The sequence below is a fragment of the Aeromonas sp. QDB62 genome (assembly GCF_027705695.1).
Taxonomy (GTDB): Bacteria; Pseudomonadota; Gammaproteobacteria; order Enterobacterales; family Aeromonadaceae; genus Aeromonas; species Aeromonas allosaccharophila.
Window position 1 is genome coordinate 162,024 of the sequence record NZ_JAPDCD010000001.1, and the last position, 24,877, is coordinate 186,900.

A 24,877-nucleotide genomic window follows, 5' to 3' on the forward strand; every position below is an offset into this window, starting at 1 on the left:
ATCACTATGTCCGTCAGTAAACTCTCCAGCTACAACCTGGCCTTTATGGTCATCTGCATCGCCATCAACATGGTGGCGGGACAGGCGGTCTCCATGCTCAAGCTGCCTATCTTCCTCGACTCCATCGGGACTGTGCTCTGCGCCATTCTGGCGGGCCCCTGGATGGCAGTCGCCACCGGTCTGCTCACTAACCTGCTGTGGGGACTGCTCACCGGCCCCATCGCCGCAGCATTTGCCCCGGTCGCCATGATGATTGGCCTCAGTGCCGGTCTGATGGCGCGCGCGGGCTGGTTCAACAATCTGCCCAAGGTGGTGGTGAGCAGCGTGGTGATCACCCTGGCGCTCACCCTGGTGGCCATTCCCATCCGCTCCTACCTGTTTGGTGGCGCCACCGGCAGCGGTGCTGACTTTATGGTTGCCTACCTGCACGCCATGGGCAGCGATCTGCAGGAGTCGGTCGCCGTCACCGTGCTCGGCACCAACCTGCTGGACAAGCTGCTGACCGTGCTGATCGCTTGGGGGCTGGTACGCCGCCTGCCACAGCGCACCCTGCGCCACTTCCCGCAGATGGCCGCCGTGCGCTGATGCACCCGTTTACCTCCCTCACACTCTGGCTGTGGTTTTCGGTCACGGCCAGCGTGCTGCCGCCCCCCTGGCTCTGGGGCTGGAGCCTGCTGCCGCTGCTCGCGTTAATGGTGCTACCGGGAGCCCGCTCCCGGGTCAAACTAGTGCTGGCGGTGATGCTGCCGCTGGGATTGGGCCTCTATCTGGTTCACGGCCCCTGGTTGCGGATCCTGCTCGGCATGCCAGAGGCGCCTGTCAGCGAAACCTTCCCCATTCTGCCCCTCTGGTGTCGCCTGCTCGCCTGTCTCGCCAGCGCCCAGCTCTGGCTGTGGGCGGTCTCGACCGAGCGTTTTGTCCATGCGCTGTTTGCCAGCCGGCTGCCCATCGCCCTCTCCTACCTCTGCTGTGGCCCGCTGCTGCTCAAGGAGCAACTTGGCCACCAGCTGCGGGCGATAAAGGAGGCCCAGCTGGCCCGTGGCGTCCCCTTTGATGGCCATCCGTTGGCCCGGCTGCGCGCTACCATTCCGCTGCTCTCGCCGCTGGTCGGGCAGGCGTTGAGCGAGCTGGCGACCCGCAGCATGGCGCTGGATCTGCGCGGTTTTCGCAGCCAGCCGACCCGCACCCGCGTGGTCGAGATCCCGCAGCGGCGCCATGAGCCGCTGCTGCGCTATCTGTTGCTGGCACTGGTGCTGCTGGAGATTGTCTGGAGGGGGTGGCCATGATCTCGCTCCGTGGATTAACCATCGGCGATGCGGCCCATCCTGACCACTTCCAGCTGGGACCCCTCGACATTGAATTGGGTGCTGGCGAGTGGCTCACCATCCTCGGCGGCAACGGGGCGGGAAAATCCCTGCTGGCTCAACTGCTGGCGGGAGGCTGGTCACAGCTGCACCTCGATACCCTGGCCGGGACAGGTATCATCCTCGGTACTGCCCACGACGGGGGGCAGCTCAATGAACAGGCCGTCCAACGCCAATGGGTGCAGCAATCCCCTTATCTGCAATTTTCCGGCTGCTGCTTTTCGGTGGTCGATGAGGTGGCCTTCGGCCCCGCCAATCTGGCGCTGCCGGTAGCCGAGATCAGTCGGCGGGTGGCTGATGCCATGGCGTGCTGTCACTGCGAGGAATTGGCGACGCAACATCCGCTCTCCCTGTCGGGAGGGCAGGCCCAACGGGTGGTGCTGGCCTGTGCACTGGCGATGCAGCCCAAACTGTTGATCCTGGATCAGGCCTTCAGCCGCCTGACCCCGGAGGCGAGCCACACCCTGCTGCGCCAGATCCGCCGCTACAGCGGGCTGAGCGGCTGCAGCGTCATCTTGCTGGAGCAGCGGCTCTTTCCGGCCGCTCACTATTGCGAGCAGTTCGTACTGCTCGACCATGGCCGCCAGCTGGCCCGCGGCGAGCTCGGCGAGGTGCTGCCCCATCTGCCCGGGCGGGTGATCCTGCCGGACTCCCTGCGCGAGGCGTTGCAGGCGCGCGACCCGCACCATCATCCCTACCCTTTGGCCATTTTGCGGGAGTTTTATGCTGAACTTTGACCGCCTTTGTTTTTCGTGGGCGCCGGACAATCCCTGCCTGCACGACATCACATTGCAGATTGCCAGCGGGGAACAGGTAGCCATCGTCGGGGATAACGGCGCAGGCAAGTCGACCCTGCTGCGACTGGCGGCGGGCCTGCTGGCCCCCACCTCCGGCACGGTGAGCTGGCAACAACAGGATCTCTGCGAGCAGCGGGCACTGGCGCGCGCCAGTCAGATCGGTTTTCTGTTTCAGGAGTCGGAGCGCCAGCTGTTTCACAGCCGGGTCGACGATGAAATCGCCTTTGGCCTGCGCCTGCAAAAACAGCCGGGGGAAGAGATCCGGGAACGGGTGGCGGCGGCACTGGCGCAGTGCGAGCTGACCGCGTGGGCAGCATCCCACCCGCTGGATCTCGATGCCGGTCAGCGACGGATGGTGGCGGTGGCCTGCCTTCATGCCATGCAGCCCGAATTGCTGCTGCTCGATGAGCCGAGCCGGGATTTCGATCCCCATTGGCTGGCCATTCTGGAACGCTGGCTTGCCAGCGAACGGGCGAAGGGCACCACCATAGTGGCCATCAGTCACGACGCCGAATTTGTCAGGCGTAACTTCACCACCCTGATCGAGCTCAAAGCCGGGCGTCTGGTGGCCCACGGCCCCGCAGCCGAACGACTCTCTGCTCTCAATGGCTATCACCAAGACGAGAAGAGCAGTGCCCTGTTGTTGGCCACCCTCGCCCGAGCCGAACATCCCCGCTGAACCTCGCTACATCGGAAAAAGTCAGGCTTTTTTCGTCAATCGGCAACCTTGATTGCCACCTTGAGAAGGCTGGGTTCAGATTACAGACCTATCATCTCTCATTCCTCTCATAAAAAAGTTGTTTTTTTAATCATGAAGTTAATGATGTGTATGGAGTGTTTTGCTGAACGCAGCAACCGGGATCGATTGAACAGGAGTGTGATGATGAAGGTGCCCCTTGCCGGAAAAGAGATTTACAAACGTAGCTTGCTGACCCTGGCGCTGATTGGCGGATTGACCGCCTGCGGTGGCGAGACGACCCAGACGGCCCAGACCATGCCCGCCGTCCCCGTGGTGGTCGCCGAAGCCACCCCGACCGATGTACCATTGACCACCGAGATGGTGGGCGAGACCGCCGGTTTTCGCGAGATCGATGTGCGCTCCCGGGTCAATGGCATCCTGCTCAAGCGCACCTATGTGGAAGGCCAGCCGGTCACCGCCGGTCAGGAGCTGTTTCTAATTGATCCCGAACCCTACAAGGTGGCGCTGGAACAGGCCAAGGGGACCTTGGCTCAGGAGCAGGCGCGTCTGAACAAGGCCCGTGCCGATCGGGATCGCATCATTCCCCTGTTCAAACGTCAGGTGGTGAGCCGCCAAGACTATGACAACACCATCGCCAACTACGAAGCCGCCATCGCCAGCCATCAGGCGGCTCAGGCCATGGTAAAAGAGGCGGAGCTCAACCTCAGCTACACCCGGGTGACCGCGCCCATCAACGGCATGGCGAGCAAGAGCTCCCAATCCGAGGGTAGTCTTATCTCCACCAGCGGCGAAAATGGTCTGCTCACCACCATCACCCAATTTGATCCCCTCTACGTCAACTTCTCCTACTCGGAGCAGGATCGCCTCAATTTCGAGAACTCGGTAAAGAAAGGGATCATTGAAGCCAAGGACGCCACCACCTGGCGCACCCATATTCGCCTCGCCGATGGCTCCGTCTATCCGGAAGCGGGTAAGCTCAACTTCTCCGACAACCGGGTCGATCCGCAGACCGGTACCATCCGTGCCCGCGCCATCTTCGACAACAAGGACGGCGTGCTGCTGCCCGGTCAGTTTGTCCGCATGACCATCGATCTGGGCCTGCGCAAAAACGCCATCGTGGTGCCGCCGCGCGCCATCGTCCAGTCTCAGGCCGACCGCATGGTGATGGTGGTGGATGCCGACAACAAGGTGATCCCGCGTCCGGTCAAGCTGGGACCTGTGGTCACCGATGGTGTGCTGATCGACAGTGGCCTCAATGCCGGTGACCGTTACATTGTCGAAGGCCTGATGAAAGCTCGCCCCGGCGCGGTGGTCAAACCGGTCTCGGCCGATGAGATGAAGGCCATCACCACCAAGGTGGTCAGCCAGTCTGCGGCCAAGTAAGGAGCCCGTATGTTTTCCAAGTTCTTCATAGAACGCCCCATCTTCGCCAGCGTGATTTCGATCATTATCGTGCTAAGCGGGTTGGCGGCGATGCGTTCGCTCCCCATCGAGCAGTATCCCCAGATCACCCCGCCGGTGGTGTCGGTCACGGCGTTTTATCCGGGTGCCACCCCGGAGGTGATCTCCCAGACCGTGGCGGCGCCGCTGGAGCAGCAGATCAACGGCGTCGAGCGGATGATCTACATGCAATCGGGGTCGGCCTCCAATGGCCAGATGAACCTCAACGTCTACTTCGAGATCGGCACCGATCCGGATCAGGCCACCATCAACGTCAACAACCGGGTGTCGGCCGCCATGGCCCAGCTGCCGGAAGAGGTCAAGAAGCAGGGGGTCACGGTCAAGAAGAAATCGACCGCCATCCTGCAGGTGGTGACCCTGCAATCGCCGAACGGTTCGTTTGATACTACCTATCTGTCGAACTACGCCCTGCTCAACATCATCGACGAGCTCAAGCGGATTCCCGGCATCGGTGATACCACCCTGTTTGGCGGTACCGACTATGCGATGCGCATCTGGTTGCGGCCGGATCGGCTGGCCCAGCTCGAACTCACCCCGAGCGATGTGATCGGCGCCATTCGCGAGCAGAACACCCAGTTTGCGGCAGGCAAGATCGGCGCCCAACCCACCACGACCCCTATCGACTTCACCTACACGGTACAGACCAAGGGGCGCCTTGAGGATGTGAAGGAGTTCCAGGACATCATCGTCCGCTCCATGCCCGATGGCTCCAAGATCCGGGTGCGCGATGTCGCCAGGGTCGAGTTGGGCGGCAAGGATTATGATCTGGTCGCCCGCGCCAACGGCAAACCGGCCATCGGTATCGCGACCTATCTGCAACCGGGCGCCAACGCCGTGGCGGTCGCCGATGCGGTGCATGCCACCATGGAGCGCCTCAAGGAGCGCTTCCCGCAGGATATCGAATACCAGATCCCCTATGACACCACCGAGTTCGTGAAGATCTCCATCGAAGAGGTGGTCCACACCCTGTTCGAGGCGATCGTGCTGGTGTTCGTGGTGGTCTACCTGTTCCTGCAGAACTTCCGTGCCACCCTGATCCCCTGTATCGCGGTACCGGTATCGCTGATCGGTACCTTCGCCGGCATGCTGGTGCTCGGTTTCTCCATCAACCTGCTGACCCTGTTCGGCATGGTGCTCGCCATCGGTATCGTGGTGGATGACGCCATCGTGGTGCTGGAAAACGTCGAGCGGATCATGAGCGAGAAGAAGTGCTCGCCCAAAGAGGCCGCCATCCTCGCCATGCAGGAGGTCTCCGGTCCGGTGGTCGCCATCGTACTGGTGCTCTGCGCCGTGTTCCTGCCGGTCGCCTTTATGGGCGGCATGACGGGGGTGATGTACAAGCAGTTCGCCATCACGGTCGCGGTCTCGGTCGCCATCTCCGGTCTGGTGGCGCTGACCCTCTCCCCTGCCCTGTGTGCCTTGCTGCTGAAAGAAGGGCACCACAAACCGGCCCGTTTCTTCGTCTGGTTCAACAGCAGTTTTGACAAGCTGACCAACCGTTATGTGCGCGGTGTGGCCTTCCTCAACCGCCGGGTGGGTGTGGCCTTTGCCATCATCGCCGTGCTGCTGCTCTCCATCTACGGTCTGTTCCTGAAAGTGCCGGGCGAGCTGGTACCGAACGAAGATCAGGGCTACCTCATCTCCGCCGTCATGCTGCCGGATGCCGCCGCCATGAGCCGCACCCAGGAAGTGGCTGACAAGTTTGACCAGATTGCCATGGCCAACCCCCATGTGAAGGATGTCATCACCTTCTCGGGCTTTGACATTCTCTCCAACGCCGTCATCAGTAACAGCGGTCTCAGTTTTATTACCCTGACAGACTGGAGCGAGCGCCAGGGGGCCGGGCAAGACTCCTTCTCGCTGGCCAAGACCTTCCAGGGGATGAGCCTGATGGGACTGGCGGATGGCTTTGTCGCCTCCTTCAACCCGCCCCCCATTCAGGGGATGTCCACCACCGGCGGCCTCGAGGCCTATCTGCAAAATCGTGGCACCGGCAACGCCCAGGCGTTTTCTGGCGAAGTGGAGCGTTTCCTCGCCGCCGCCAAGGAGCGCCCGGAGTTTGCCAGCGTCACCTCCACCTACCGTGCCAACGTGCCACAGGTCTATCTGGACCTTGATCGCGAAAAGGCCAAGGCGCTGGGGCTGCCGATCAATGCGGTGTTTGACACCATGCAGGCCACCTTCGGTCAGGTCTATGTCAACGACTTCAACCAGTTCGGCCGTACCTACCGGGTGCAGTTGCAGTCCGAGGCAGACTACCGCGCCAAGAAGAGCGACATCCGCAATGTCTATGTCCGCTCCGACAAGGGAGAGATGATCCCGCTCAGCAGTCTGGTGACGGTGCGTGACGCCACCGGCCCCGAACTGGTGGAGCGCTTCAACATCTTCCAGGCTGCCAAGATCATGGCCCAGCCCGCCCCCGGCTACAGCTCGGGTCAGGCCATCGCTGCGCTGGAAGCGGTCGCCAACGATACGCTGGGCAACGATGCCAAGCTGGAGTGGACCGGTTCCGCCTATCAGGAGAAAGCGGCCGCAGGCAGCGCAGGCACCGCGTTCGGCTTCGGTATCGTGATGATCTTCCTCATTTTGGCCGCCCAGTATGAACGCTGGACCCTGCCGTTTGCGGTGATCACCGCCGTGCCGTTCGCCCTGTTCGGCGCCCTGCTGGCCACCTGGCTGGTGGGCCTGACCAACAACGTCTACTTCCAGATCGGGCTGGTGACGCTGGTCGGCCTTGCCGCCAAGAACGCCATCCTGATCGTGGAGTTCGCGGTGATGAAACACGAAGAGGGGATGAGCCTCATCGAGTCGGCACTGGAGGCGGCGCGCCTGCGTTTCCGCCCCATCGTGATGACCTCGCTCGCCTTCATCCTCGGCTGTGTGCCGCTGGTCACCTCCAGCGGTGCCGGTGCGGCAAGCCGTCACGCCCTCGGCTGGCCGGTGATCGGCGGCATGCTGGCGGCCACCTTTATCGCCATCTTCTTTATCCCGCTCTTCTTCCGGCTCATCATGCGCCGCTCGGAGAAACAGGCCTGACCACTTCGGTCTCGCTCACCAAGCCCCTCCCTCATGGCGGGGCTTTTTTATGTCCGTGCGTTACATGGCAAACAGATAGGCCTTCATCGCCTTGAGACGCACAGTGGCAGCACCGATGATGTCGATAAAGCCGAGCAGCGGATGGGGTTTGTGTGCCGAGATCCAGGCCGAACCGGTCGCCCCGATGGGCAGCACGACCCCTTCCGGCTCCAGCATGTCTAGCACCACGGTACGGCCATGGCTGGACATGTTGTTGCCCACATGCTGGCGCACATGCTGATCACCCTGCATCGCGTTCAGCTGGGCCTCACCCGTGCCGGTACGCACCGAGTGAACCCGAGCCCGGAATACCCGCCCCGGATAGGCATCCACATAGAACTCGGCAAACTGGCCCGGTTCAATGGCGCGGTAGCTCTGATCCGGAATGCGAAACTCCAGAAACTTGCGCGAGGTATCGTAGAGGTGCATGTTGCCGGTGCGCGAGCCGTTGGCCAGATTGACCACCGACACCTGACCGTCGAACGGGGCACGGATCACCTTCTCTTCGTTCCGCCGTTGCTGTAACGCCAGCTCGCTCCCCAGATTCTGCACCTGGGCCTCGATCATCTTCACCTTGGCCTCGCTGGCACTCTGTTGCGCCAGATCACCATCGATCTGGGCCTGCAACTGATCGCGGCTCTGGATGCTGGAGAAACTACCCAGCTGGGTCAACCGCGCCAGCTCTTTGCGATTGAGGGTCAGCCGCGACAAAATGGCGCGCTGCTGGCTCAGCTCGGCGCTGATCTGGGCCTGCTGGGCGTCGATCTGGTGACTCAGAGCTTGTGCCTTGCCATCGCTCTCCCAGTTGGCGAGGGTGTAGATGGGCTGCCCCTTCTTCACCTGCTGGTTGTGGACGACATGGATCTCGTCGATCTGGTGGAACTGGTTGGTGCCCAGCAAGGGGCCCAGCACCGCATGAGGCGCCTTGACCGTGGCCGAATCGGTGAAGTCCACCGGCGCCAGATGGCGGGAGGTGGTCAGCAATCCGAGGGCCAACAAGGCCCCGATCGCGGTGCTCCAGAAACCGGTCTTGAGGTTCCAGGGCAGCACCTTCAGCTTGACCAGCAACCAGACGATCAGGATATAAGGCAGCAGGATCTCTTTCACGATGGCTCCCCTTGATGACGACCACGACGAATCCCATGGCCGATGATCTGGCTCATCCGCTCGGCCAGCACATCCCAGCGGGCAAAGGCGATGATGATGGCCAGCACCCACCAGGTCTTGTCGATAAACAGCCCACACAGGGAGAGGGCGAACACCAGGGTGATATGTACCGACTCGGACAATTTGGCACGATGCACGGCGATCTCGTGCAGTTGCCACAACAGATGGATCAGATAGAGCACGACATAGAGGGTAATGACGGTGATCACCCCCATAAAGATCTCGGAATCGAGCAGTACCATGATGGCTGGCAGGGGATGACTGAACTGAGCCGCATCAACCGGATAGATGCTGGCCCCTTTCGAGAAGAAGATAACCAGAGCGGCCGTGACCAGAATAAACGCCAGGCGCCAAAGCCACCGTGCTAACGCAGAGGCAGGTTGTGATGACATTCGCTGTTGCTCCTCGTGTAACGGGTGATCAAACGGGTGTCCCTCGAGGGTCACCCGGCTCATGCCCCGCGCCGGTTGGCAATGACCAGACCGGCTACGGGCAGGATGGAGAAGCCCCCAACCTGTGGGGGCTTGCTTGACTCACGCCTCAGAACTGGTGCTGCACACCGATATTGAAGAAGTTGAGATAGCTGTTGTTGTAGGTGCCGGAGATTTCCGGGCGAATAAGCCCGCCATCGTGATGAACCGACATATCCCCCAACCAGGCCAGGGTATAGCTGGCTTCCAGCTTGGTGGCCGGGCTCAGCTGGTAGCTGGCACCCAGACCCCAACGCCATCCCTCACCCATCGGCAAGTTGACGGTACGGTGGGCATCGTCCACGGCGCTGCTGTCATAAGCGATGCCACTGCTCAGACGCAGAGCGGGGGTAACGTCGAACTGGGTACCCAGGCTGAGGTGCCAGGTGTCCTTGTAGTGCATATCAACGGTGGTGCTATATGGCACAGAATTCACGTCAATGTCACCAAAGCGGGACCACTGCTGCCAGTTGGCGCTGGCCAGCAAGGCCCACTGGTCGTTGAGCTGGTGATAACCACTCAGGGTAACGGTCTGCGGGATCATCATATCGACGCCCAGACCGGCAAGATTGACCTGGGTAAACAGCTGATCTTCCAGCTTCCACTTCAGCTCGGAGAAGTAGCTCAGGCCGATACGGGAGTGTTGATCCAGCTCGTAGAGCACCCCGAAGGAGCCGCCATAGGCCCAATCGCTATCCGAGAACTCACGACCCGCGAAATGATTTGCCGTCATATCCAGCGAGGTATCCAGACTGCCGTGCATGGCGATCAGGCTGGCACCCACCGACCAGTTGGCGTCGATGCGGTAGGCCAGGCTAGGGGCAAAGGCGATGCCGGTCAGCTTGGCGGCTTGTACATAGCCGCTGCCCTTCCAGCCATCACCATAATCGATACCCAGACCATGGCTGCCAAACATGCCGAAACCGGCGACCCACTGGTCATTGATGGCATGGGTCAGATAGACGCTGCCGAGCGGCGCTGTCTGCAACGCATTGCCGCCGTTGTTGCCGCCATTGTCCAGATCCAGCTCGAGATCGCCGTATACCACACCGCCATTGACCTGCAGCTGGGTACCTTCCAGCTTGGTCATACCGGCCGGGTTGCTGGCGATGGTCTCTGCCCCCTGGGCACGGGCGGCTGCCCCTGCGTTGGCCAGCGCACTGTTGGCAGTGCTGGTTTCGTAGAGGGCAAGGCCGCCAGCCATTGCTGAAGGGCTCAGCAAAGCGGCAAGCATCAGCGACAGCAGTCGTTGCTGCATTTCGATACTCCTGAATAGTGAACAAGGGGGCACCCGAGAGGGTGTGCATCTCAACAAATGACATTTCTGTGTCTGGCAATCAGCATCCGGGAAGCCAACGGCTTTATATTGCACGTTCGTGGCGTCACGCTATTGAGGGGGCTGGCAAGCATGTTGTGAGGCCCGCTTCCCTGTTGCAACCGGCATCCGGACGCGGGAAACGCACCATCACTCAATAGTGGCGACTGACTGGCGCGCATCCTAACGGGATGAGCGGCAAGCTTCATTAGGGTTGGGCATACGCAATAGTTAAGTATTACTTAACTGTTTAGCCTCAACACCCCAGCCCTGTTACACAGAGCAGGTCCGGGCCCCTCTTCTGCCCGCAGGGAATGGCGGATAAGGCTCACCCTGAGCGGCGAGTGTAACCGTCTCTTCGACAGCCTGTTTTTCCCTTCCCGGTTTTCCCGTTTGCGGGATGCAGCGCAAAATGGCACCTCCATCCTCATCTAGAATCAGAGGACATCATCCGGGAGTGATTTCATGCTGATCGAATGGTGGCTCTCTGCCACCCTGGCAAGCTCGACCCTGACGGCCTGCGGCCACCATGACTATCCTCCGTGGAACTGGCACGCGGACGGCAAGATTGTGGGCGTCTGTGCCGAGGTGGTGAGCACTCTCTATCAACGGCTCGGCCTCAAGGTCGATCTCTCCTATGTGGGGCCATGGGCTCGCTGTCAGCAAAAGGTGGCAGCGGGCGAGGTGGACATCAACATCTGTGCCCTGCGCAACGAGGAGAGATCGCGCTACTCCCGTTTTACCCAGACCCCGATGGCGATCAACGACATGGCGGTGTTTGTGCGCCAGCCCAGCAACCGCTTGCTGCAACAACGGGAGGATCTGACCGGATTGCGGGGCGCCATGATGATAGGGGTCAGCCTCGGCAGCGAGCTGGATGGTTTTTTGCAAGACCATACCCGCATCCACAGGGTCAACTCCCTCAAACAGGTATTTGGCCTGCTGGCCAATGACAGGGTGGACTTCGTGCCGTATGGCCGCTCTTCCGGCCGATTGTTTCTGAGAGAAAATTACCCGGATAGCGGGCTGGCGGATCTGTTGTGGCCACTGCAGCGGGGCGAGCTCTATATTTCCGTCTCGCTCCGATCCCCCCATCTTGGCACCCTGGAGCAACTGGAACCCATGCTGCAGGCGCCGGGCATGAGCCAGTGGATAGACCAGTTGCTGGAAAAATACAGTGACCTCTACCTGCAGCAGCAGCGCCAGCAGAAGCCTTGACCTTCTCCTGTGAGCAAGGTTTAGAGTTTGGCAACTCGCCCCCGAAGGATGCCCGGATTGTCACTCACCCAGCTTGCTGCAAGATTGCCCTCAGTTGCTCTGGCCCGGCTATTGCTGGCACTGCTGCTCGTCTGCAATCTGACCCTCTGCATCAGCTGGCACGGGGCGCAACCAGCGCTCGACACCTCGCCCCGACAAATGGCCTCCCAGCCCCACAGCATGGTGATGGGTGGTAGTGAGATGGGTGAGCCGATGACGGTCATGGATCACCAATCCCCTACCGTGTCCCTCTCCTGCCATCAGGGGATGGGAGATGACGCGACCATGAACGGTGACTGTCAAATGCAGACCGGCGTCTCTGGCGCAGCCAGCGCCCTGCCGCTGTTTGGCATGCTGATCTCCCTCTTTATCTTGCCGCTGTTGCTGCTGCCCCCTGGAGCGGCGAGCAGCGGGCTGGACAACTGGCTACGCGACCCCTTCTTGCGATCCCGCGGTACTCACCCTCCCTCCTGGCCGCGCCGACACCTGATGCTGTCGGTGCTGCGTCACTAGAACGATCTTCTACTGCGTGCCTGCGGCAAGGTTGACCTTGCCCGTGTCTGCACGCCTTGCTTGACCCTGTGAACACTGGCCCCGCCAGCAGCAGGGAGCCGTGCGTCTGCTGACTCGTCAGCAACGCCCCGTTTGCCGCCAGCCCCTTGGGTAATGCCTTGCGCATCACCCGTCCGGCGGCCTGCACAAGAGAAGACGTATCATGTCACCAACCAACTTTTCCGCCTTTGCGGGCGCCTTATCCTCCTGCACTTTCTGGATGCAGATCCGCGCCGGAGGCCACTCATGAACAAGACCGTCCTGATGTCGGCCCTGTTGCTCGCCCTTGGCGCCGGTGGCGGCTACTGGGCCGCCAAACAGAGCACCGATAGCACCAGCGCCAAAGAGAAGACGCCCCTTTACTGGGTCAACCCCATGGATCCCCGCGACAAGCGCGACGGCCCCGCCAAGGACAACATGGGGATGGACTTTATCCCCGTCTATGAGGAGCAAAAAAACGGCTCGCCGGGCACCGTCACCATCAGCCCCGAGATCCAGCAGAACCTGGGGGTGCGGCTCGCCAAGGTGGAGAAGCTCCCCATCCACCAGCAGATCGAGACAGTCGGCTACGTCGGCTATGACGAGGACCGGCTGGAGGCGATCAACGCCCGCATGGCAGGCTGGATCCGCACCCTCGCCATCAAGAGCGAGGGGCAGCAGGTGACTAAAGACGCCCTGCTCTACGAGATCTACGCCCCGGATCTGGTCAACGCCCAGCACGAGTATCTGCTCGCCCTCAACACGGCTAACCCGCTGCTGCTGCGCGCCGCCGAGGGCAAGCTCAAGTCCCTGCAGGTACCGGCAGATCAGATTGCGGCCCTCAAACGCAGCCGTCAGGTGCGCGAAACCATTGGCATCTATGCCCCCAGCAGCGGCTATGCCTCCAAGCTCAAGGTGCGTGAAGGGCAGTATGTGGAGCCCGCAGCGGCCCTCTTTAACATCAGCGCCCTGCAGCAGGTGTGGGTCAGCGCCGAGGTGTTCGAGCGTCAGGCCGCCCAGCTCAAAGTGGGCGATCCGGTCACCATGACCCTCGACTACGCCCCCGGCCGCAGCTGGCAAGGTAAGGTGGATTACCTCTACCCAACCCTGGATGCCGCCACTCGCACCCTCAAGGTGCGGCTGCGCTTTGACAATCCGGACGAGTTTTTGAAACCCAATATGTTTGCCAAGGTGAGCATTCGCACCGGCAAGGGTGAGCCCCGGCTGGTGGTACCGAGCGAAGCGGTGATCCGCACCGGCAGTCAGGATCGGCTGGTACTGGCGCTGGGGGATGGCAACTTCAAGTCGGTGGCCGTCACACTCGGTCCCCAGTTTGGCGACAAGGTCGCCATCCAGGAGGGGGTTGAAGCGGGGGACAGCATCGTCAGCTCGGCCCAGTTCCTGCTCGATTCCGAATCGGCCATCACTTCGGACTTCCAGCGCATGACGGCGGTGCACCCCGCCCAGGTGTGGACTCAGGGCGAGGTTGAAAGCATCGATCTGGCCAACCGCACTCTGATGGTCTCCCACCAGCCCATCCCCGAGTGGCAGTGGCCCGCCATGGAGATGGAGTTCACCGTCGCCGACGGTGTGGACATCAGCAAGCTGGCCGAGGGGCAGACCCTGCACCTGCAAGTGATGCAGGAGGGGGATGAGTACCGCATCACCACCATCCATCAGGAGAAGGCACCCGATACTAACGGCGACGCCAAGCCTGCAACGGATGAGATGGAAGGGATGGACCATAGCCAGCACGATATGGGAGCCAAGTCATGATCCCGTCGAGCTCTTACCGTTTTACTAGCAACCATGTCCTGCCGTTCACGCCACGCCAAGAGGGAGGAGCCAGATCATGATCCCTTCCATCATTCGCTGGTCCGTGGGCAACCGCTTTCTGGTACTGCTGTTGACCCTCATGCTCACCGCCTGGGGGCTCTGGTCGGTCAAACAGACCCCGGTGGATGCCCTGCCGGATCTCTCCGACGTGCAGGTGATCATCAAGACGGCCTATCCGGGGCAGGCACCTCAGGTGGTGGAGGATCAGGTAACCTACCCGCTTACCACCGCCATGCTGGCGGTGCCGGGGGCGACCACGGTGCGCGGCTACTCCTTCTTCGGCGACTCCTTCGTCTATGTGCTGTTTGACGACAACACGGATCTCTACTGGGCCCGCGCCCGGGTGCTGGAGTATTTGAGCCAGGTCGCCCCCAACCTGCCCGCCTCCGCCCGTCCCCAGCTCGGCCCCGATGCCACCGGGGTGGGCTGGGTCTATCAGTACGCGTTGGTGGACAGAACCGGCAAGCATGACCTCAGCCAGCTCACCTCGCTGCAAAACTGGTTCCTCAAGTACGAGCTGCAGACGGTGGAGGGGGTCTCCGAGGTCGCCACCGTCGGCGGCATGGTGCGCCAGTATCAGGTGCGGGTCGACCCGGACAAGCTGCGCGCCTACGGCATCCCGCTCTCCCTAATCGAGACCGCTATCAAGCAGGGCAACCAGGAGACCGGCGCTTCCGTCATCGAGATGGCAGAAGCGGAGTACATGGTGCGTTCCAACGGCTATCTGAAAAGCGTGGAGGATCTGAAGCAGATCCCGCTCGGTACCAATGTGCGCGGCGCCCCGCTGCTGCTGGGTGACGTGGCGGATGTAGTCACCGGCCCCCAGAGCCGGCGCGGTCTGGCCGAGCTCAATGGCGAAGGGGAAGTGGTGGGCGGCATTATCGTCATGCGCTATGGCGAGAATGCCCAGCACACCATCGACGGGGTCAAGGCGCGGCTCGCCCAGCTGAAAAGCAGCCTGCCGGAGGGGGTGGAGATCGTCACCGTCTACGATCGCTCCGACCTTATCCAGCGCGCCATCGACAACCTCTCCGGCAAGCTGCTGGAGGAGTTCGCGGTGGTGGTGCTGGTCTGCCTCGCCTTCCTGTTCCACCTGCGCTCGTCGCTGGTGGTGGTCATCACCCTGCCCATCGCCATTCTGGTGGCCTTTATCGTGATGCACCTGCAGGGGATCAACGCCAACATCATGTCGCTGGGGGGCATCGCCATCGCCATCGGCGCCATGGTGGATGGTGCCATCGTGATGATCGAGAACGTCCATAAACACATGGAGCGGGAGGCGCTCACCGACAAGAACCGCTGGCGCATCATCACGGAGGCGAGTATCGAGGTGGGGCCCGCCATCTTCTTCTCCCTGCTGATCATCACCATCAGCTTCCTGCCGGTGTTCGCGCTGGAGGCGCAGGAGGGGCGGATGTTCCACCCGCTTGCCTACACCAAGACCTACGCCATGGCCGCCGCGGCTGGGCTCGCCATCACGCTGGTGCCGGTGATCATGGGTTACTTTATCCGTGGCAAAGTGCTGGCGGAGCAGGCCAATCCGCTGAACCGCTGGCTGAGTCAAGGCTATGTGCCGCTGCTCAAAGCCGTGCTGGCCCGTCCGAAAACCACTCTGGCTGTCGCCGCCGTGGTGACGGTGGCGGGCTTCTGGCCGCTCAAGTACCTCGGCTCCGAGTTTATTCCGCCGCTCGATGAGGGGGACATCATGTATATGCCCACTACCGCGGCCAATATCTCGGTGGGCAAGGCGCGGGAGATTTTGCAGCAGACTGACAAGCTCATTCGTACCGTGCCCGAGGTGCAGAACGTGTTCGGCAAGGCGGGGCGCGCCGAGACCGCCACAGACCCTGCGGACTTGGTGATGATGGAGACCAGCATCCAGCTCAAACCCCGCGATCAGTGGCGCCCCGGCATGACCCCAGAGAAGCTCAAAGAGGAGCTCGACTCCCTCATCCGCTTCCCCGGCCTCACCAACGCCTGGGTGCCCCCCATCAAGACCCGCATCGACATGCTGGCCACCGGCATCAAGACCCCGGTCGGCATCAAGATAGCGGGGCCGGATCTCAAGGTGATCCAGCAGCTCGGCCAACAGCTTGAGCAGATTGTTGGCAAGGTGGAGGGCGCCTCATCGGTCTACGCCGAGCGGGTGGCGGGTGGCCGCTATGTGAAGGTGGATATCGACCGGCTCAAAGCAGCCCGCTACGGCCTCAACATCGCCGACGTGCAGGCGGTGCTCGCCACTGCGGTGGGTGGCATGGAGGTGGGCCAGACCATAGAGGGGCGCGAGCGCTACCCCATCAACCTGCGCTACCCCCAGAGCTATCGCGACTCGGTGGCGAGCCTCGGGCTGCTGCCGGTAGTCACCCCGAGCGGCGCGCGCATCGCCCTGGCAGACGTGGCCCAGGTCTACATCAGCGACGAGGCACCGATGCTGCGCAGCGAGAATGCTCGCCTCAACGGCTGGGTCTACGTCGACATTCGCGGCCGCGATATCGGCTCCTTCGTCGATGAGGCCAAAGCCGAGGTGGGCAAGCAGCTGGTGCTGCCGGCGGGCTACGCCCTCACCTGGTCTGGCCAATACGAGTACATGGAGCGGGCCAAGGCGCGCCTCGCCTACGTGGTGCCACTCACCGTCGCCATTATCGTGCTGCTGCTCTATCTGGCGTTTCGCCGCGTTCAGGAGGTACTGCTCATTCTCACCACCTTGCCGCTGGCTGTGGTGGGGGGGATCTGGACCCTCTGGCTGCTCGACTTCAATCTCTCGGTGGCAGTCGGTGTGGGCTTTATCGCCCTGGCTGGCGTCGCGGTGGAGACCGGCGTCTTGATGCTGGTCTACCTCAACCACGCCTGGGATGACCTCGTCGCCAGCGGCAAACCGGATCAAGCCGGTCTGCACCGTGCTGTGGTCCACGGCGCCGCCCTGCGCCTGCGCCCCAAGATGATGACGGTGGTGACCATCATTGCCGGCCTGTTGCCCATCATGTGGAGCCACGGCACCGGCTCCGAGGTGATGCAGCGCATCGCCGCGCCGATGATCGGCGGCATGGTGAGCGCGCTGGTACTGACCCTCTTGGTGCTGCCCGCCGCCTACTACCTGTGGCGCAGTCGTTCCCTGCAACAGCTGACCACCGCGGATCAGCAGGAGTCATCACACTGATGAACAGAACATTTTCAACTAGACAAACAGCAACCCCATAAACCAGACAAGGAAACCAGGATGAACTACAAGACGCTGACACTGACCCTGCTGATGGGCCTCGCTACCCACACCAGCCTGCAGGCTGCCGAGATGATGAACCATCAGGGCCACGACATGAGCCAGATGGGGCAAATGGAGGGCATGAGCGAGATGGGCGACATGATGATGACCAAGGGGGTCATCACCCGTATCGATGCATCCAACGGCAAGGTCGGCATCAAACACGAGGCGATCGACAACCTCAAGATGCCCCCTATGACCATGGTGTTTCGGGTGGCTGATCCGGCCCTGCTCAAGGATCTGAAGGTAGGGGATGCGGTGCGCTTTCACGCCGAGAACCCGGGTGGCAAGCTCACCATCACCCAAATCCAACCTCAGTAAATGCCCGGCTCGCTCCGGGCCGAACGGATAAGCAAAGAGGGAGGCATCAGCCTCCCTCTTCTCTTGGTTAACTTTTTGGTCAACCCCAGCTGTGCAATGGCAGCTCAGCTGCGGGTTGCCAGCAACTGCTCCACATCCTCAATCACTTTGAGGGCCGCCTGCGGGCCGCCGCTGGAGGTCCAGAGCGACCCGTCCACGGCACCAAAGCGCTTGGCCTTGATCACCGGCAACTGCTGGAACGCCGGGGTCTGCTCCGCCTGACGCATGGCATCCACCGCATCACCGGTGGCGCTCAGGGTACCGACCACCAGCCAGTCGGCATCCAGCAGGTTGAGGGACTCCAGACTCAGCGCCGGTGAGTGGGGGGCGCCAGTCCCCTGTTGCTTGTCCGGACGCACCAGCCCAATCGACTCCACTACGCTGCTGGCAAAGGTGCCCTGATACATAAAGCTCGGCCCCTTGGGGTTCCAGCGCACTATACTGATGCTCTCCCCCTGATGCTTGGCCAGCTTGCTGTGGGCCTGAGTCAACCGCTCGTCATACTGCAGCAAGAAAGTATCAGCTTGCTGGTCGCGGTTAAGGGTGTGAGCGGTGCGGCGGAAGCTATCCTGCCACGGCTCCCCCCACTTGCTGGTCACCACGGTCGGCGCGATCTCCCCCAGCAAGGTCAGCAGCTCGGGACGGGTCTGGCCGGTCAGGATAAGGTCGGGCTCCAGCGCAATCAGCGACTCCAGATTGGGGCTATCGAGATCGCCGATCACCTGGATACCCATGCCCGCCTTGTTCAGCAAATAGCGGGGCAAGGTAGGTTGACCACGGCCATTGACGGCGCCGATGGGGGTCAGCCCCAGGGTCAGGGTGCTGTCGAGTTCGAGCTCGCTCAGCACCACCACCCGTTTGGGCTGGACTGGCACCTGCACCTGCTGGCCAAACGCATCGGTCACTTCACGCATCTCCTGCGCCTGAACCAGCGGCGCGGCCAGCATCAGGATGGCTGCTGCCAGGGCGGCAAAACGCTTCATCATCTCACTCCTTCTCGTTGCTCGGCCCGGATAATCGGCCGCGTGGATACACTCGGTGGGCCCACCAGAGCAGGCCCATATGACTCAACTCACCGAACGCAGGGCGCGGCCATGTTCGTGGCGACGGGGCACGATAATGGGCGCCCCGTCGCCGGGGGCATGCAAAATGTCGACACTGGTCTGGTAGAGCTGGTCGATTAGATCCTTGGTCACCACCTCCCGGGCCGGGCCCATGGCGGCAATGGTCCCCTCGCCGATGGCGATCAGCTCATCGCAGTAGCGGGCCGCCATCGCCAGATCGTGGATCACCAGCAGCACGGTTTTGCCCTCGGCGGTGATGCGGTGAATAGCCTCCATCACCTCGGTCTGGTGGCCGATATCGAGGGCACTGGTGGGCTCGTCGAGCAGCACCATGTCGCTGTCCTGCGCCAGGATCATCGCCAGCCACACCCGCTGTGCCTGCCCACCGGAGAGCGACGCAGCGCTCTGCTGCCAGATGCTTCCAAGCTGCATCCGCTCGCAGGCGCTGCGCACCATGCGGGCATCCTCCTCGCCCCACTGATTGAACCAGCCCTGATGAGGGTGGCGACCATACTGCACCAGCTGCTCCACCAGAATGCCGGCAGGCAGGGTCGGCCGCTGGGGCAGGTAGGCAAGCTCCCGCGCCAACCCCTTCATGGGGTAGCTGGCGAGCGGCTTGCCCTTGAGCAGGATCTCGCCGCGTTGGGCTTTCATCTGGCCGGAGAGCAGCTTGAGCAGGGTCGATTTGCCGCAGCCGTTGGGGCCGACGATCCCCACCAACTTGCCCCTCGGCACGCTGAAGGAGATATCCCGCAGGATGGGGGTCTGCTGATAGGCGAAGTGGAGGCGATTTACGGTGAGCGTCATCAGTCAGCCCTCTGGCGATCGTTAACAAGAAGAAACAGCAGCAACAGGCCGCCAAGAATGCGGGTCATGATGCCGGTGGCCACCTCATGGGGGCTGGCCAGCACCCGGACCAGGGTATCGCTGGCGAGCAGCAGCAGGGCGCCGCTGAGTGCCGCCAGCCAGAGCGGCACCACCCGGTCTTTCACCAGCCAGGAGGCAAGAATGGGGGCCGCCATGGCGATAAAGACCACGGGGCCGCCGATGGCGGTGCCGAGCGCCGCCACCAGAATGGCCTGCGCCAGAATGCCCAGTTGCACCCGATCGCCGTTGACGCCAAGCCCTCTGGCCATCTCGGGGCCAAAGCGCAGCACCGCCAGCGAGCGGGAGAGATAGACGATCCAGGGGCAGAGCAGCAGCAACAGGATGACGATGGGGGTGATGGTGCTGTACCCCACGGCGATAAAGCTGCCCATGTTCCACAAATAGAGAGAGCTCAGGTGCAGCAGGGCCTGGGTGGACATCACGAACTGGCCGAGCGCCTCGAACAGTTCGGAGAGGCCGATACCGATCACCACGAACAGATAGCCCTGCTCACCCGGTTTGCGGCAGAGGGCATAGAGCACCAGCGCCGCGAAGATGGCGCCGATAGGGGCCGCCCACCAGGGCCAGCTCCCCACGGTCAGGTAGAGAGAGAAGACGATGATGGCAAGGGAGGCACCGTTGTTGACCCCCACCATGTCGGGGGTGGCCAGCCGGTTGCGGATCAGGGTCTGCACCAGACAGCCGGAGAGCCCCATGGCGGCCCCCGCCACCACGACCCCAAGGATGCGCGGCAGCCGGATCTTGAACAGGGTAAGCTGCTCAAGCCGCGTCCCCTCCCCCAGCAGGGTGTTGACCACCCCGGCAAAGCCGAGCTTGCCGCTGCCAACGCTCAGGGCCAGCAGAGCCAGCGCCAGCAGCGCCACGGCCAGCAGTGCCAGCCAGCGCCAACTTGGCAGATGGATCAGCAAAGAGCGGTTGCCGGCCCGCAGACAGATCATATCGGTAGGTGTACGCATCAGCCCCTCACTTGACGGTCAGCAGGGTACGAAAGCCCCCGCGATGAACGATGGCGATCAGCACTGGTGCGCCGATCAGGGCCAGAATGACGCCGTTGGGCAACTCGAACGGCTGGATCAGCCAGCGCGCCAGAATGTCCGCCAACAATAGAAACAGCATGCCGAACAGGGCGGAGAAACAGACCTGCACCGACAGCTTCACCGGCTCCACCAGTCGGCCACAGTAGGCGGCCAGAAAGCCGACAAAACCGATGGGGCCGGCGATGGCGATGGCACTGGCGGTAAACAGGGTAACGGCCAGCAGCACGCCAATTCGCACCCGATTGGGGCGGATCCCGAGCGCCTGGGCCTGGCTGTCCCCCATCTGCATCAGGGTCAGCTGGCGACAGAGCAGCAGGGTGATGACAAACGCCGCCAGCACGAAGGGCAGCACGGCAATGATGGCATCAAGATTGGCCGCCGACAGGGAGCCGAGGTTCCAGAAGCGGTACTGCTCCAGCACCATCTTGTTGGAGAGCAGCAGAAAGCTGGAGAGACCGCCGAAGGTGGCGGAGAGCGCCACCCCGACCAGAATGAGCTTGAGCGGGTTGGAGCGGCCAATCATCATGCCGAGCCCCAGCACAATCACGTTGCCGAGCAGCGCGCCGAGCCCAGCCCAGAGCAGATAGCCGTAGGCAGACTCCACCCCGAACCAGGTGAGCCCCACGACTAATGCAAAAACGGCCCCGGCGTTGACCCCGAGCAGGCCGGGCTCCGCCAGCGGGTTGCGGGTCGCGCTCTGCAACAAGGAGGCAGCCAGAGATAAAGAGGCGCCGACTACCATGGCGCAGAGGGTGCGCGGCAGTCGCAAGGTATTGAGCACCATGGCGAGCTTCTCGTCGCCAGCCCAGCGGGCATCCCCCATCAGGTAGCCGAGTACCTCGCGGGCACCATAGACGCCCGCACCGGTGGCGAGCGAGAGAGAAAGCAGTATGAACAGGAGGAACAATCCCAGCCAGAACAGCGAGGTCTGGTCTCTAAACACCCTTTAACTCCTTATGGTGGCAATGCGCATGTTGTTGACATACATGTGGTTGAAATAAAAGCCATCACCCGAGGTGATGCGGTGGCAACAATGGAAGCCCGCCAGTGCGGGCTCCCGTCAGCCATTACAGCTTGTAGGCCACACCGGCATAGACAGTGCGCCCGTCGAGGATCTGATCGGCCTCGGTGGCAACCCAGTCACGCTTGGTATTGGTCAGGTTGTTGAGTCCGAACTTCAGATCCAGTGCCCGGGTAGCGTTCCAGACTGCCCCGACATCCAGGGTGTGGAATCCTGCTGTCGTCTCATAGGTGGTGCCGCTCATGCGCGGAACTGGGAGGATCTGGCTGCCGGTGTAGTTCCAGCCGAGCTGGGTACTCAGGCTCTCGATGACCTGCCACTCCAGTTTGGCGTTGGCAGTATGCTCCGGCGTCCGATAGAGATCCTTGCCGCTGGTCTTGTCCTCCCCGTCGATCAGGGTGACGTTGCTGGAGAGGGTCAGGTTATCGGTGAGATCAAACCAGCCGCTCAGCTCCACCCCCTTGATACGGGCCTTGCTGACGTTCTGATAGGTCATTACCGCTGGACGCCAGGTGGCAGTCCATGCCTCGCTCTGGATCTTGTCCTTGATATCGTTGTGGAAGGCAGTAACCCCGGCGCCCCAGAACGAACCATCGTAGGCGGTGCCCAGCTCGTAGCTGACGGCGGTTTCCGGCTTCAGATCCGGGTTGCCCACCACGGCGCAGCGACCGCGACAGGCGGCTACCGCATAGTCCGGGTTGGACTGGGCAATGGTCGGCGCCTTGAATGCCTTGCCAATGCCGCCCTTGACCACCCAGTTGTCCGTCAGGCTGTAGAGGGCATAACCACGGGGGCTGAACTCGGTGCCATAGGTCTCGTGGTGATCGACCCGGCCACTCAGGGTCAACGCCAGATCGCCAAAGCCAAACTCATCCTGCAGATAGAGCGCGCTCTGGTTGACGCTGACATCGCCCCCCTTGAGGTTGACGTTGTGCTTGAGTTCGGTGATGCGGTACTCGGCACCGCTGGTCAGCAGGTGGCTGCCCAGATTGCCGCTCAGCTGGCCATCGAAGGTGTGGTTGGTCTGGCTCACATCGCCGCTGGTCTTGCTCAGCGCCGTCATCAGTTCGGAGTCATCAAAGAGATCAACCTGCTCGAAGGCATAGCCGACCCGACTGTCGAACTGATCCCAACGGCCGACGTGGGTGGCATTGAGTCCCAACCGTTCCATCTGCTGGATATTGCGCGGCGTCTGGCCGTAGTTGTTCCAGTGGGCCTCGCGATCATCTTTGGCGTAGTTCATCCCCACATCCAGATCCTGACGATCATCGATCAGCCATTTGACGTTGGAGAGGATCCCCAGCTTTTCACGCTGCTCGATGGCATCGGCCTTGGGATTGATGCTCTGCTCGCTCTGCCAGGCGTCCCGGTGGTTCCCTTCCACCACCAGGTTGGCCAGCAGTTTGTTGTCGATCAGCGCCCCGCCCACATAGGCACTCGCCTTGTTGATATCCCCGCCATGACCGTCGGTGGGGTCGCTGAAGGTATAGGTGGCCGCAGCCTCGGTCTTCTCCCCAGGTTGGCGCAAGATGACGTTGACCACCCCACCCAGCGCATCTGCACCGTAGAGGGAGGAGATGGGGCCGCGGATCACTTCGATACGCTCGATGGCCGCCATGGGGATGGCGGAGAGATCGAAATCATTGCCATAACCGGAGGTAAGGGCGTCGCGGGAGCTGATACGCCGGCCATTGACCAGCAACAGGGTGTAATCCCCCTCCAGCCCGCGCAACTTGATCTCGCTGCGGCCGTAGCTGGTAGCAGGGCTGATATTGACCCCCGGCAACTGTTTCAGGGCGCCGGTCAGATCATTGATATTGAGCTTGTCGAGCTCGGCCCGGGTCACCACAGAGACGCTGGCCGGGGCGGTCAGCTCGCTATGCCGGGTTTTGGTCGCCGTCACCACCATGGTTTCATGAGCGGCGGCAGGCGCAGTCCCCTGGGCCAGAGCTGGCAGGGCAAAAAGGGACAACACCAGAGGATGCACTGCAAATCGTCGGGATGATGTACGCATCATCAACACTCCACATAAAACAACCAAGGCCAACACCACCGACATCCCTGTCTGACCTCGCCAGACCCGGTGCAAAGTGATGGAGTTAATTGGCATGAACTTGTCGTCCATGTCCTATCACTCCCGAACATCAGTGCATTACGGCAGGGCCTGCGTTGTGCTATGCCACTCGCAGCCATCAATAACAAAAACGCCGTGCCGACTGACATCGGGACGGCGCAATACTAAATGCAAATCATTTTTATTTGCAAGCGAGAATCAGGTATTCTTTCGCATCCGCTTAATTATCCATCACATCGTGACGGGCCTGGTGATAGGCCTCTTCACTCTTGCCCCGCCGCCAGTACGGCACGGCGTAGAGCGACTGGCGATCCACCTCGAGCACAGACCGAAAATGGCGGCGCAGCGGCAACACCAGCGCCTCTTCCCCACCCAGCCAGAAGAAGCCGCCATCGCTCACCAACGGCAGAGCAATCACATGCTCCAGCAGGCCGCTGGGCTCGGGCTCGCCGACAAACCAGTGACAGCGCACCCCGACCGGCAGCGTCAACGGCTGAGCATCCGCCTGATCCGACACCAGAATCGCAATTTCCCCTCTGGCCTCGGCAGGCATCACTTCACACATCGCCATGATGGCAGGCAAGGCGGTGAGATCCCCCACCAGACAGTAGTGATCGGCCGGTTGCAGCATGGGGTTGGGGCCACCCGGCCCGGAGAGGATCACCTTATCTCCCGGCTTGGCATGGGTGGCAAAGGCACTGGCGGGCCCGCCGTCACCGTGCAGCACGAAGTCGATGTCAATTTCCTGCTCATCACGGCGAAACGCGCGGATGGTGTAGGTGCGGATCACCGGCTTGTCTGCAGGATTGCTCCAGCGCGGGCCGCTCGGGGTCATGGCAGGCAGCACCGGCTCAACCTGATGGGGCTGGGCCAGCATCACCTTGATATGGGCCCCACCGCAGGTAAAGGGATAGTCAGCCAGTTCGCTGCCAGCAAAAGTGATGCGACGCAAATGGGGGGTGATCCGGGTAACGGCCTTGACGGTCAGCAGACGGGGGCGATTGGGAGGCAGAGATGGGGACACGATGGGGCTCCTCGTTGAGTGTGTCACCCATGCTACACGCAAATAGGAATCACTATCAAATAGGATTCCTTCTCGTCGGCCCCGGCGGGAGGGATGTGCAAGAGCCATGCGATGTGGTGCGGCAATCGAGAGCTCGAGTGACGTGGGTGCAATCCAGCCTCATGATTGTGCGAAGAA

Annotated in this window: 20 protein-coding genes; 11 read left to right on the forward strand and 9 right to left on the reverse strand. The window is 61.9% G+C overall.

Annotated features, from left to right (window positions below; genetic code table 11):
* The first annotated feature begins 6 nt into the window (after positions 1-6).
* The 6 genes from OKC27_RS00740 to OKC27_RS00765 all read left to right on the forward strand — a co-directional run bounded on the left by OKC27_RS00740 (position 7) and on the right by OKC27_RS00765 (position 7,358).
* A complete protein-coding gene (locus OKC27_RS00740) occupies positions 7-585 on the forward strand; it encodes an ECF transporter S component (protein WP_042018813.1) in 579 nt (192 codons plus the stop codon).
* Positions 585-1,286 carry an energy-coupling factor transporter transmembrane component T gene (locus OKC27_RS00745; RefSeq protein ID WP_270805815.1) on the forward strand — a complete coding sequence of 234 codons (702 nt, stop codon included), beginning with the start codon at positions 585-587 and terminating at the stop codon, positions 1,284-1,286. Before OKC27_RS00740 ends, OKC27_RS00745 begins: the two co-directional genes overlap by 1 nt.
* Positions 1,283-2,101, forward strand: coding sequence for an energy-coupling factor ABC transporter ATP-binding protein (locus tag OKC27_RS00750; protein WP_270805816.1), 819 nt, complete (start codon positions 1,283-1,285; stop codon positions 2,099-2,101). The genes OKC27_RS00745 and OKC27_RS00750 overlap by 4 nt, the downstream gene beginning before the upstream one ends.
* Positions 2,088-2,840, forward strand: a complete 753-nt coding sequence (locus tag OKC27_RS00755) for an energy-coupling factor ABC transporter ATP-binding protein (RefSeq protein WP_197930772.1) — start codon at positions 2,088-2,090, stop codon at positions 2,838-2,840. Before OKC27_RS00750 ends, OKC27_RS00755 begins: the two co-directional genes overlap by 14 nt.
* A gap of 204 nt (positions 2,841-3,044) precedes the next feature.
* Positions 3,045-4,244, forward strand: coding sequence for an efflux RND transporter periplasmic adaptor subunit (locus OKC27_RS00760; RefSeq protein ID WP_111805791.1), 1,200 nt, complete (start codon positions 3,045-3,047; stop codon positions 4,242-4,244).
* A 9-nt stretch (positions 4,245-4,253) separates the two neighbouring features.
* Positions 4,254-7,358 carry an efflux RND transporter permease subunit gene (locus OKC27_RS00765; RefSeq protein WP_270805817.1) on the forward strand — a complete coding sequence of 1,035 codons (3,105 nt, stop codon included), beginning with the start codon at positions 4,254-4,256 and terminating at the stop codon, positions 7,356-7,358.
* 60 nt (positions 7,359-7,418) lie between these two features.
* Here the strand turns inward: OKC27_RS00765 and OKC27_RS00770 are convergent, their stop codons facing one another.
* From OKC27_RS00770 to OKC27_RS00780, 3 genes are all read right to left on the reverse strand, one after another.
* A complete protein-coding gene (locus OKC27_RS00770; RefSeq protein WP_042656971.1) occupies positions 7,419-8,504 on the reverse strand; it encodes an HlyD family secretion protein in 1,086 nt (361 codons plus the stop codon).
* A complete protein-coding gene (locus OKC27_RS00775; RefSeq protein ID WP_111805789.1) occupies positions 8,501-8,956 on the reverse strand; it encodes a hypothetical protein in 456 nt (151 codons plus the stop codon). The genes OKC27_RS00770 and OKC27_RS00775 overlap by 4 nt, the downstream gene beginning before the upstream one ends.
* 148 nt (positions 8,957-9,104) lie before the next feature.
* Positions 9,105-10,292, reverse strand: coding sequence for an OmpP1/FadL family transporter (locus OKC27_RS00780; protein ID WP_182937810.1), 1,188 nt, complete (start codon positions 10,290-10,292; stop codon positions 9,105-9,107).
* Between the two features lie 522 nt (positions 10,293-10,814).
* Between OKC27_RS00780 and OKC27_RS00785 the strand changes: the two genes are divergently transcribed.
* The 5 genes from OKC27_RS00785 (at position 10,815) to OKC27_RS00805 (ending at position 17,553) form a co-directional block, all read left to right on the forward strand.
* Positions 10,815-11,567, forward strand: a complete 753-nt coding sequence (locus tag OKC27_RS00785) for a substrate-binding periplasmic protein (protein WP_213391646.1) — start codon at positions 10,815-10,817, stop codon at positions 11,565-11,567.
* 48 nt (positions 11,568-11,615) lie between these two features.
* On the forward strand, positions 11,616-12,119 hold the full coding sequence (locus OKC27_RS00790; RefSeq protein ID WP_270805852.1) for a hypothetical protein: 504 nt from the start codon (positions 11,616-11,618) through the stop codon (positions 12,117-12,119).
* Positions 12,120-12,404: 285 nt separating this feature from the next.
* Positions 12,405-13,913, forward strand: a complete 1,509-nt coding sequence (locus tag OKC27_RS00795) for an efflux RND transporter periplasmic adaptor subunit (protein WP_270805819.1) — start codon at positions 12,405-12,407, stop codon at positions 13,911-13,913.
* A 76-nt stretch (positions 13,914-13,989) separates the two neighbouring features.
* Positions 13,990-17,130, forward strand: coding sequence for an efflux RND transporter permease subunit (locus tag OKC27_RS00800; protein ID WP_270805820.1), 3,141 nt, complete (start codon positions 13,990-13,992; stop codon positions 17,128-17,130).
* Positions 17,131-17,190: 60 nt separating this feature from the next.
* Entirely contained in the window at positions 17,191-17,553 is a 363-nt protein-coding gene (locus OKC27_RS00805; protein ID WP_058054108.1) for a copper-binding protein, read from the forward strand.
* 104 nt (positions 17,554-17,657) lie between these two features.
* Here OKC27_RS00805 and OKC27_RS00810 read toward each other — a convergent pair whose 3' ends face one another.
* The 6 genes from OKC27_RS00810 to OKC27_RS00835 form a co-directional block, all read right to left on the reverse strand.
* Positions 17,658-18,575 (reverse strand): ABC transporter substrate-binding protein, encoded by a 918-nt coding sequence (locus OKC27_RS00810; RefSeq protein WP_270805855.1) that lies wholly within the window; start codon positions 18,573-18,575, stop codon positions 17,658-17,660.
* Positions 18,576-18,659: 84 nt separating this feature from the next.
* Positions 18,660-19,463, reverse strand: a complete 804-nt coding sequence (locus OKC27_RS00815; protein WP_270805821.1) for an ABC transporter ATP-binding protein — start codon at positions 19,461-19,463, stop codon at positions 18,660-18,662.
* On the reverse strand, positions 19,463-20,500 hold the full coding sequence (locus OKC27_RS00820) for a FecCD family ABC transporter permease (RefSeq protein WP_270805822.1): 1,038 nt from the start codon (positions 20,498-20,500) through the stop codon (positions 19,463-19,465). Before OKC27_RS00820 ends, OKC27_RS00815 begins: the two co-directional genes overlap by 1 nt.
* Before the next feature lie 7 nt (positions 20,501-20,507).
* Entirely contained in the window at positions 20,508-21,524 is a 1,017-nt protein-coding gene (locus OKC27_RS00825) for a FecCD family ABC transporter permease (protein WP_270805823.1), read from the reverse strand.
* A gap of 124 nt (positions 21,525-21,648) precedes the next feature.
* Positions 21,649-23,616 carry a TonB-dependent receptor domain-containing protein gene (locus OKC27_RS00830; RefSeq protein WP_333563334.1) on the reverse strand — a complete coding sequence of 656 codons (1,968 nt, stop codon included), beginning with the start codon at positions 23,614-23,616 and terminating at the stop codon, positions 21,649-21,651.
* A gap of 280 nt (positions 23,617-23,896) precedes the next feature.
* Positions 23,897-24,700 (reverse strand): siderophore-interacting protein, encoded by an 804-nt coding sequence (locus OKC27_RS00835; protein WP_270805825.1) that lies wholly within the window; start codon positions 24,698-24,700, stop codon positions 23,897-23,899.
* Positions 24,701-24,877: the final 177 nt, after the last annotated feature.

Excerpts from the sequence above, each read along its gene's own strand:
- OKC27_RS00740 (WP_042018813.1), top strand. The coding sequence starts at position 7 with ATGTCCGTCAGTAAACTCTCCAGCTACAACCTGGCCTTTATGGTCATC.
- OKC27_RS00745 (WP_270805815.1), top strand. The coding sequence starts at position 585 with ATGCACCCGTTTACCTCCCTCACACTCTGGCTGTGGTTTTCGGTCACG.
- OKC27_RS00750 (WP_270805816.1), top strand. The coding sequence starts at position 1,283 with ATGATCTCGCTCCGTGGATTAACCATCGGCGATGCGGCCCATCCTGAC.
- OKC27_RS00755 (WP_197930772.1), top strand. The coding sequence starts at position 2,088 with ATGCTGAACTTTGACCGCCTTTGTTTTTCGTGGGCGCCGGACAATCCC.
- OKC27_RS00760 (WP_111805791.1), top strand. The coding sequence starts at position 3,045 with ATGAAGGTGCCCCTTGCCGGAAAAGAGATTTACAAACGTAGCTTGCTG.
- OKC27_RS00765 (WP_270805817.1), top strand. The coding sequence starts at position 4,254 with ATGTTTTCCAAGTTCTTCATAGAACGCCCCATCTTCGCCAGCGTGATT.
- OKC27_RS00775 (WP_111805789.1), bottom strand. The coding sequence starts at position 8,956 with ATGTCATCACAACCTGCCTCTGCGTTAGCACGGTGGCTTTGGCGCCTG.
- OKC27_RS00780 (WP_182937810.1), bottom strand. The coding sequence starts at position 10,292 with ATGCAGCAACGACTGCTGTCGCTGATGCTTGCCGCTTTGCTGAGCCCT.
- OKC27_RS00785 (WP_213391646.1), top strand. The coding sequence starts at position 10,815 with ATGCTGATCGAATGGTGGCTCTCTGCCACCCTGGCAAGCTCGACCCTG.
- OKC27_RS00790 (WP_270805852.1), top strand. The coding sequence starts at position 11,616 with ATGCCCGGATTGTCACTCACCCAGCTTGCTGCAAGATTGCCCTCAGTT.
- OKC27_RS00795 (WP_270805819.1), top strand. The coding sequence starts at position 12,405 with ATGAACAAGACCGTCCTGATGTCGGCCCTGTTGCTCGCCCTTGGCGCC.
- OKC27_RS00800 (WP_270805820.1), top strand. The coding sequence starts at position 13,990 with ATGATCCCTTCCATCATTCGCTGGTCCGTGGGCAACCGCTTTCTGGTA.
- OKC27_RS00805 (WP_058054108.1), top strand. The coding sequence starts at position 17,191 with ATGAACTACAAGACGCTGACACTGACCCTGCTGATGGGCCTCGCTACC.
- OKC27_RS00810 (WP_270805855.1), bottom strand. The coding sequence starts at position 18,575 with ATGAAGCGTTTTGCCGCCCTGGCAGCAGCCATCCTGATGCTGGCCGCG.
- OKC27_RS00815 (WP_270805821.1), bottom strand. The coding sequence starts at position 19,463 with ATGACGCTCACCGTAAATCGCCTCCACTTCGCCTATCAGCAGACCCCC.
- OKC27_RS00820 (WP_270805822.1), bottom strand. The coding sequence starts at position 20,500 with ATGCGTACACCTACCGATATGATCTGTCTGCGGGCCGGCAACCGCTCT.
- OKC27_RS00830 (WP_333563334.1), bottom strand. The coding sequence starts at position 23,616 with ATGCGTACATCATCCCGACGATTTGCAGTGCATCCTCTGGTGTTGTCC.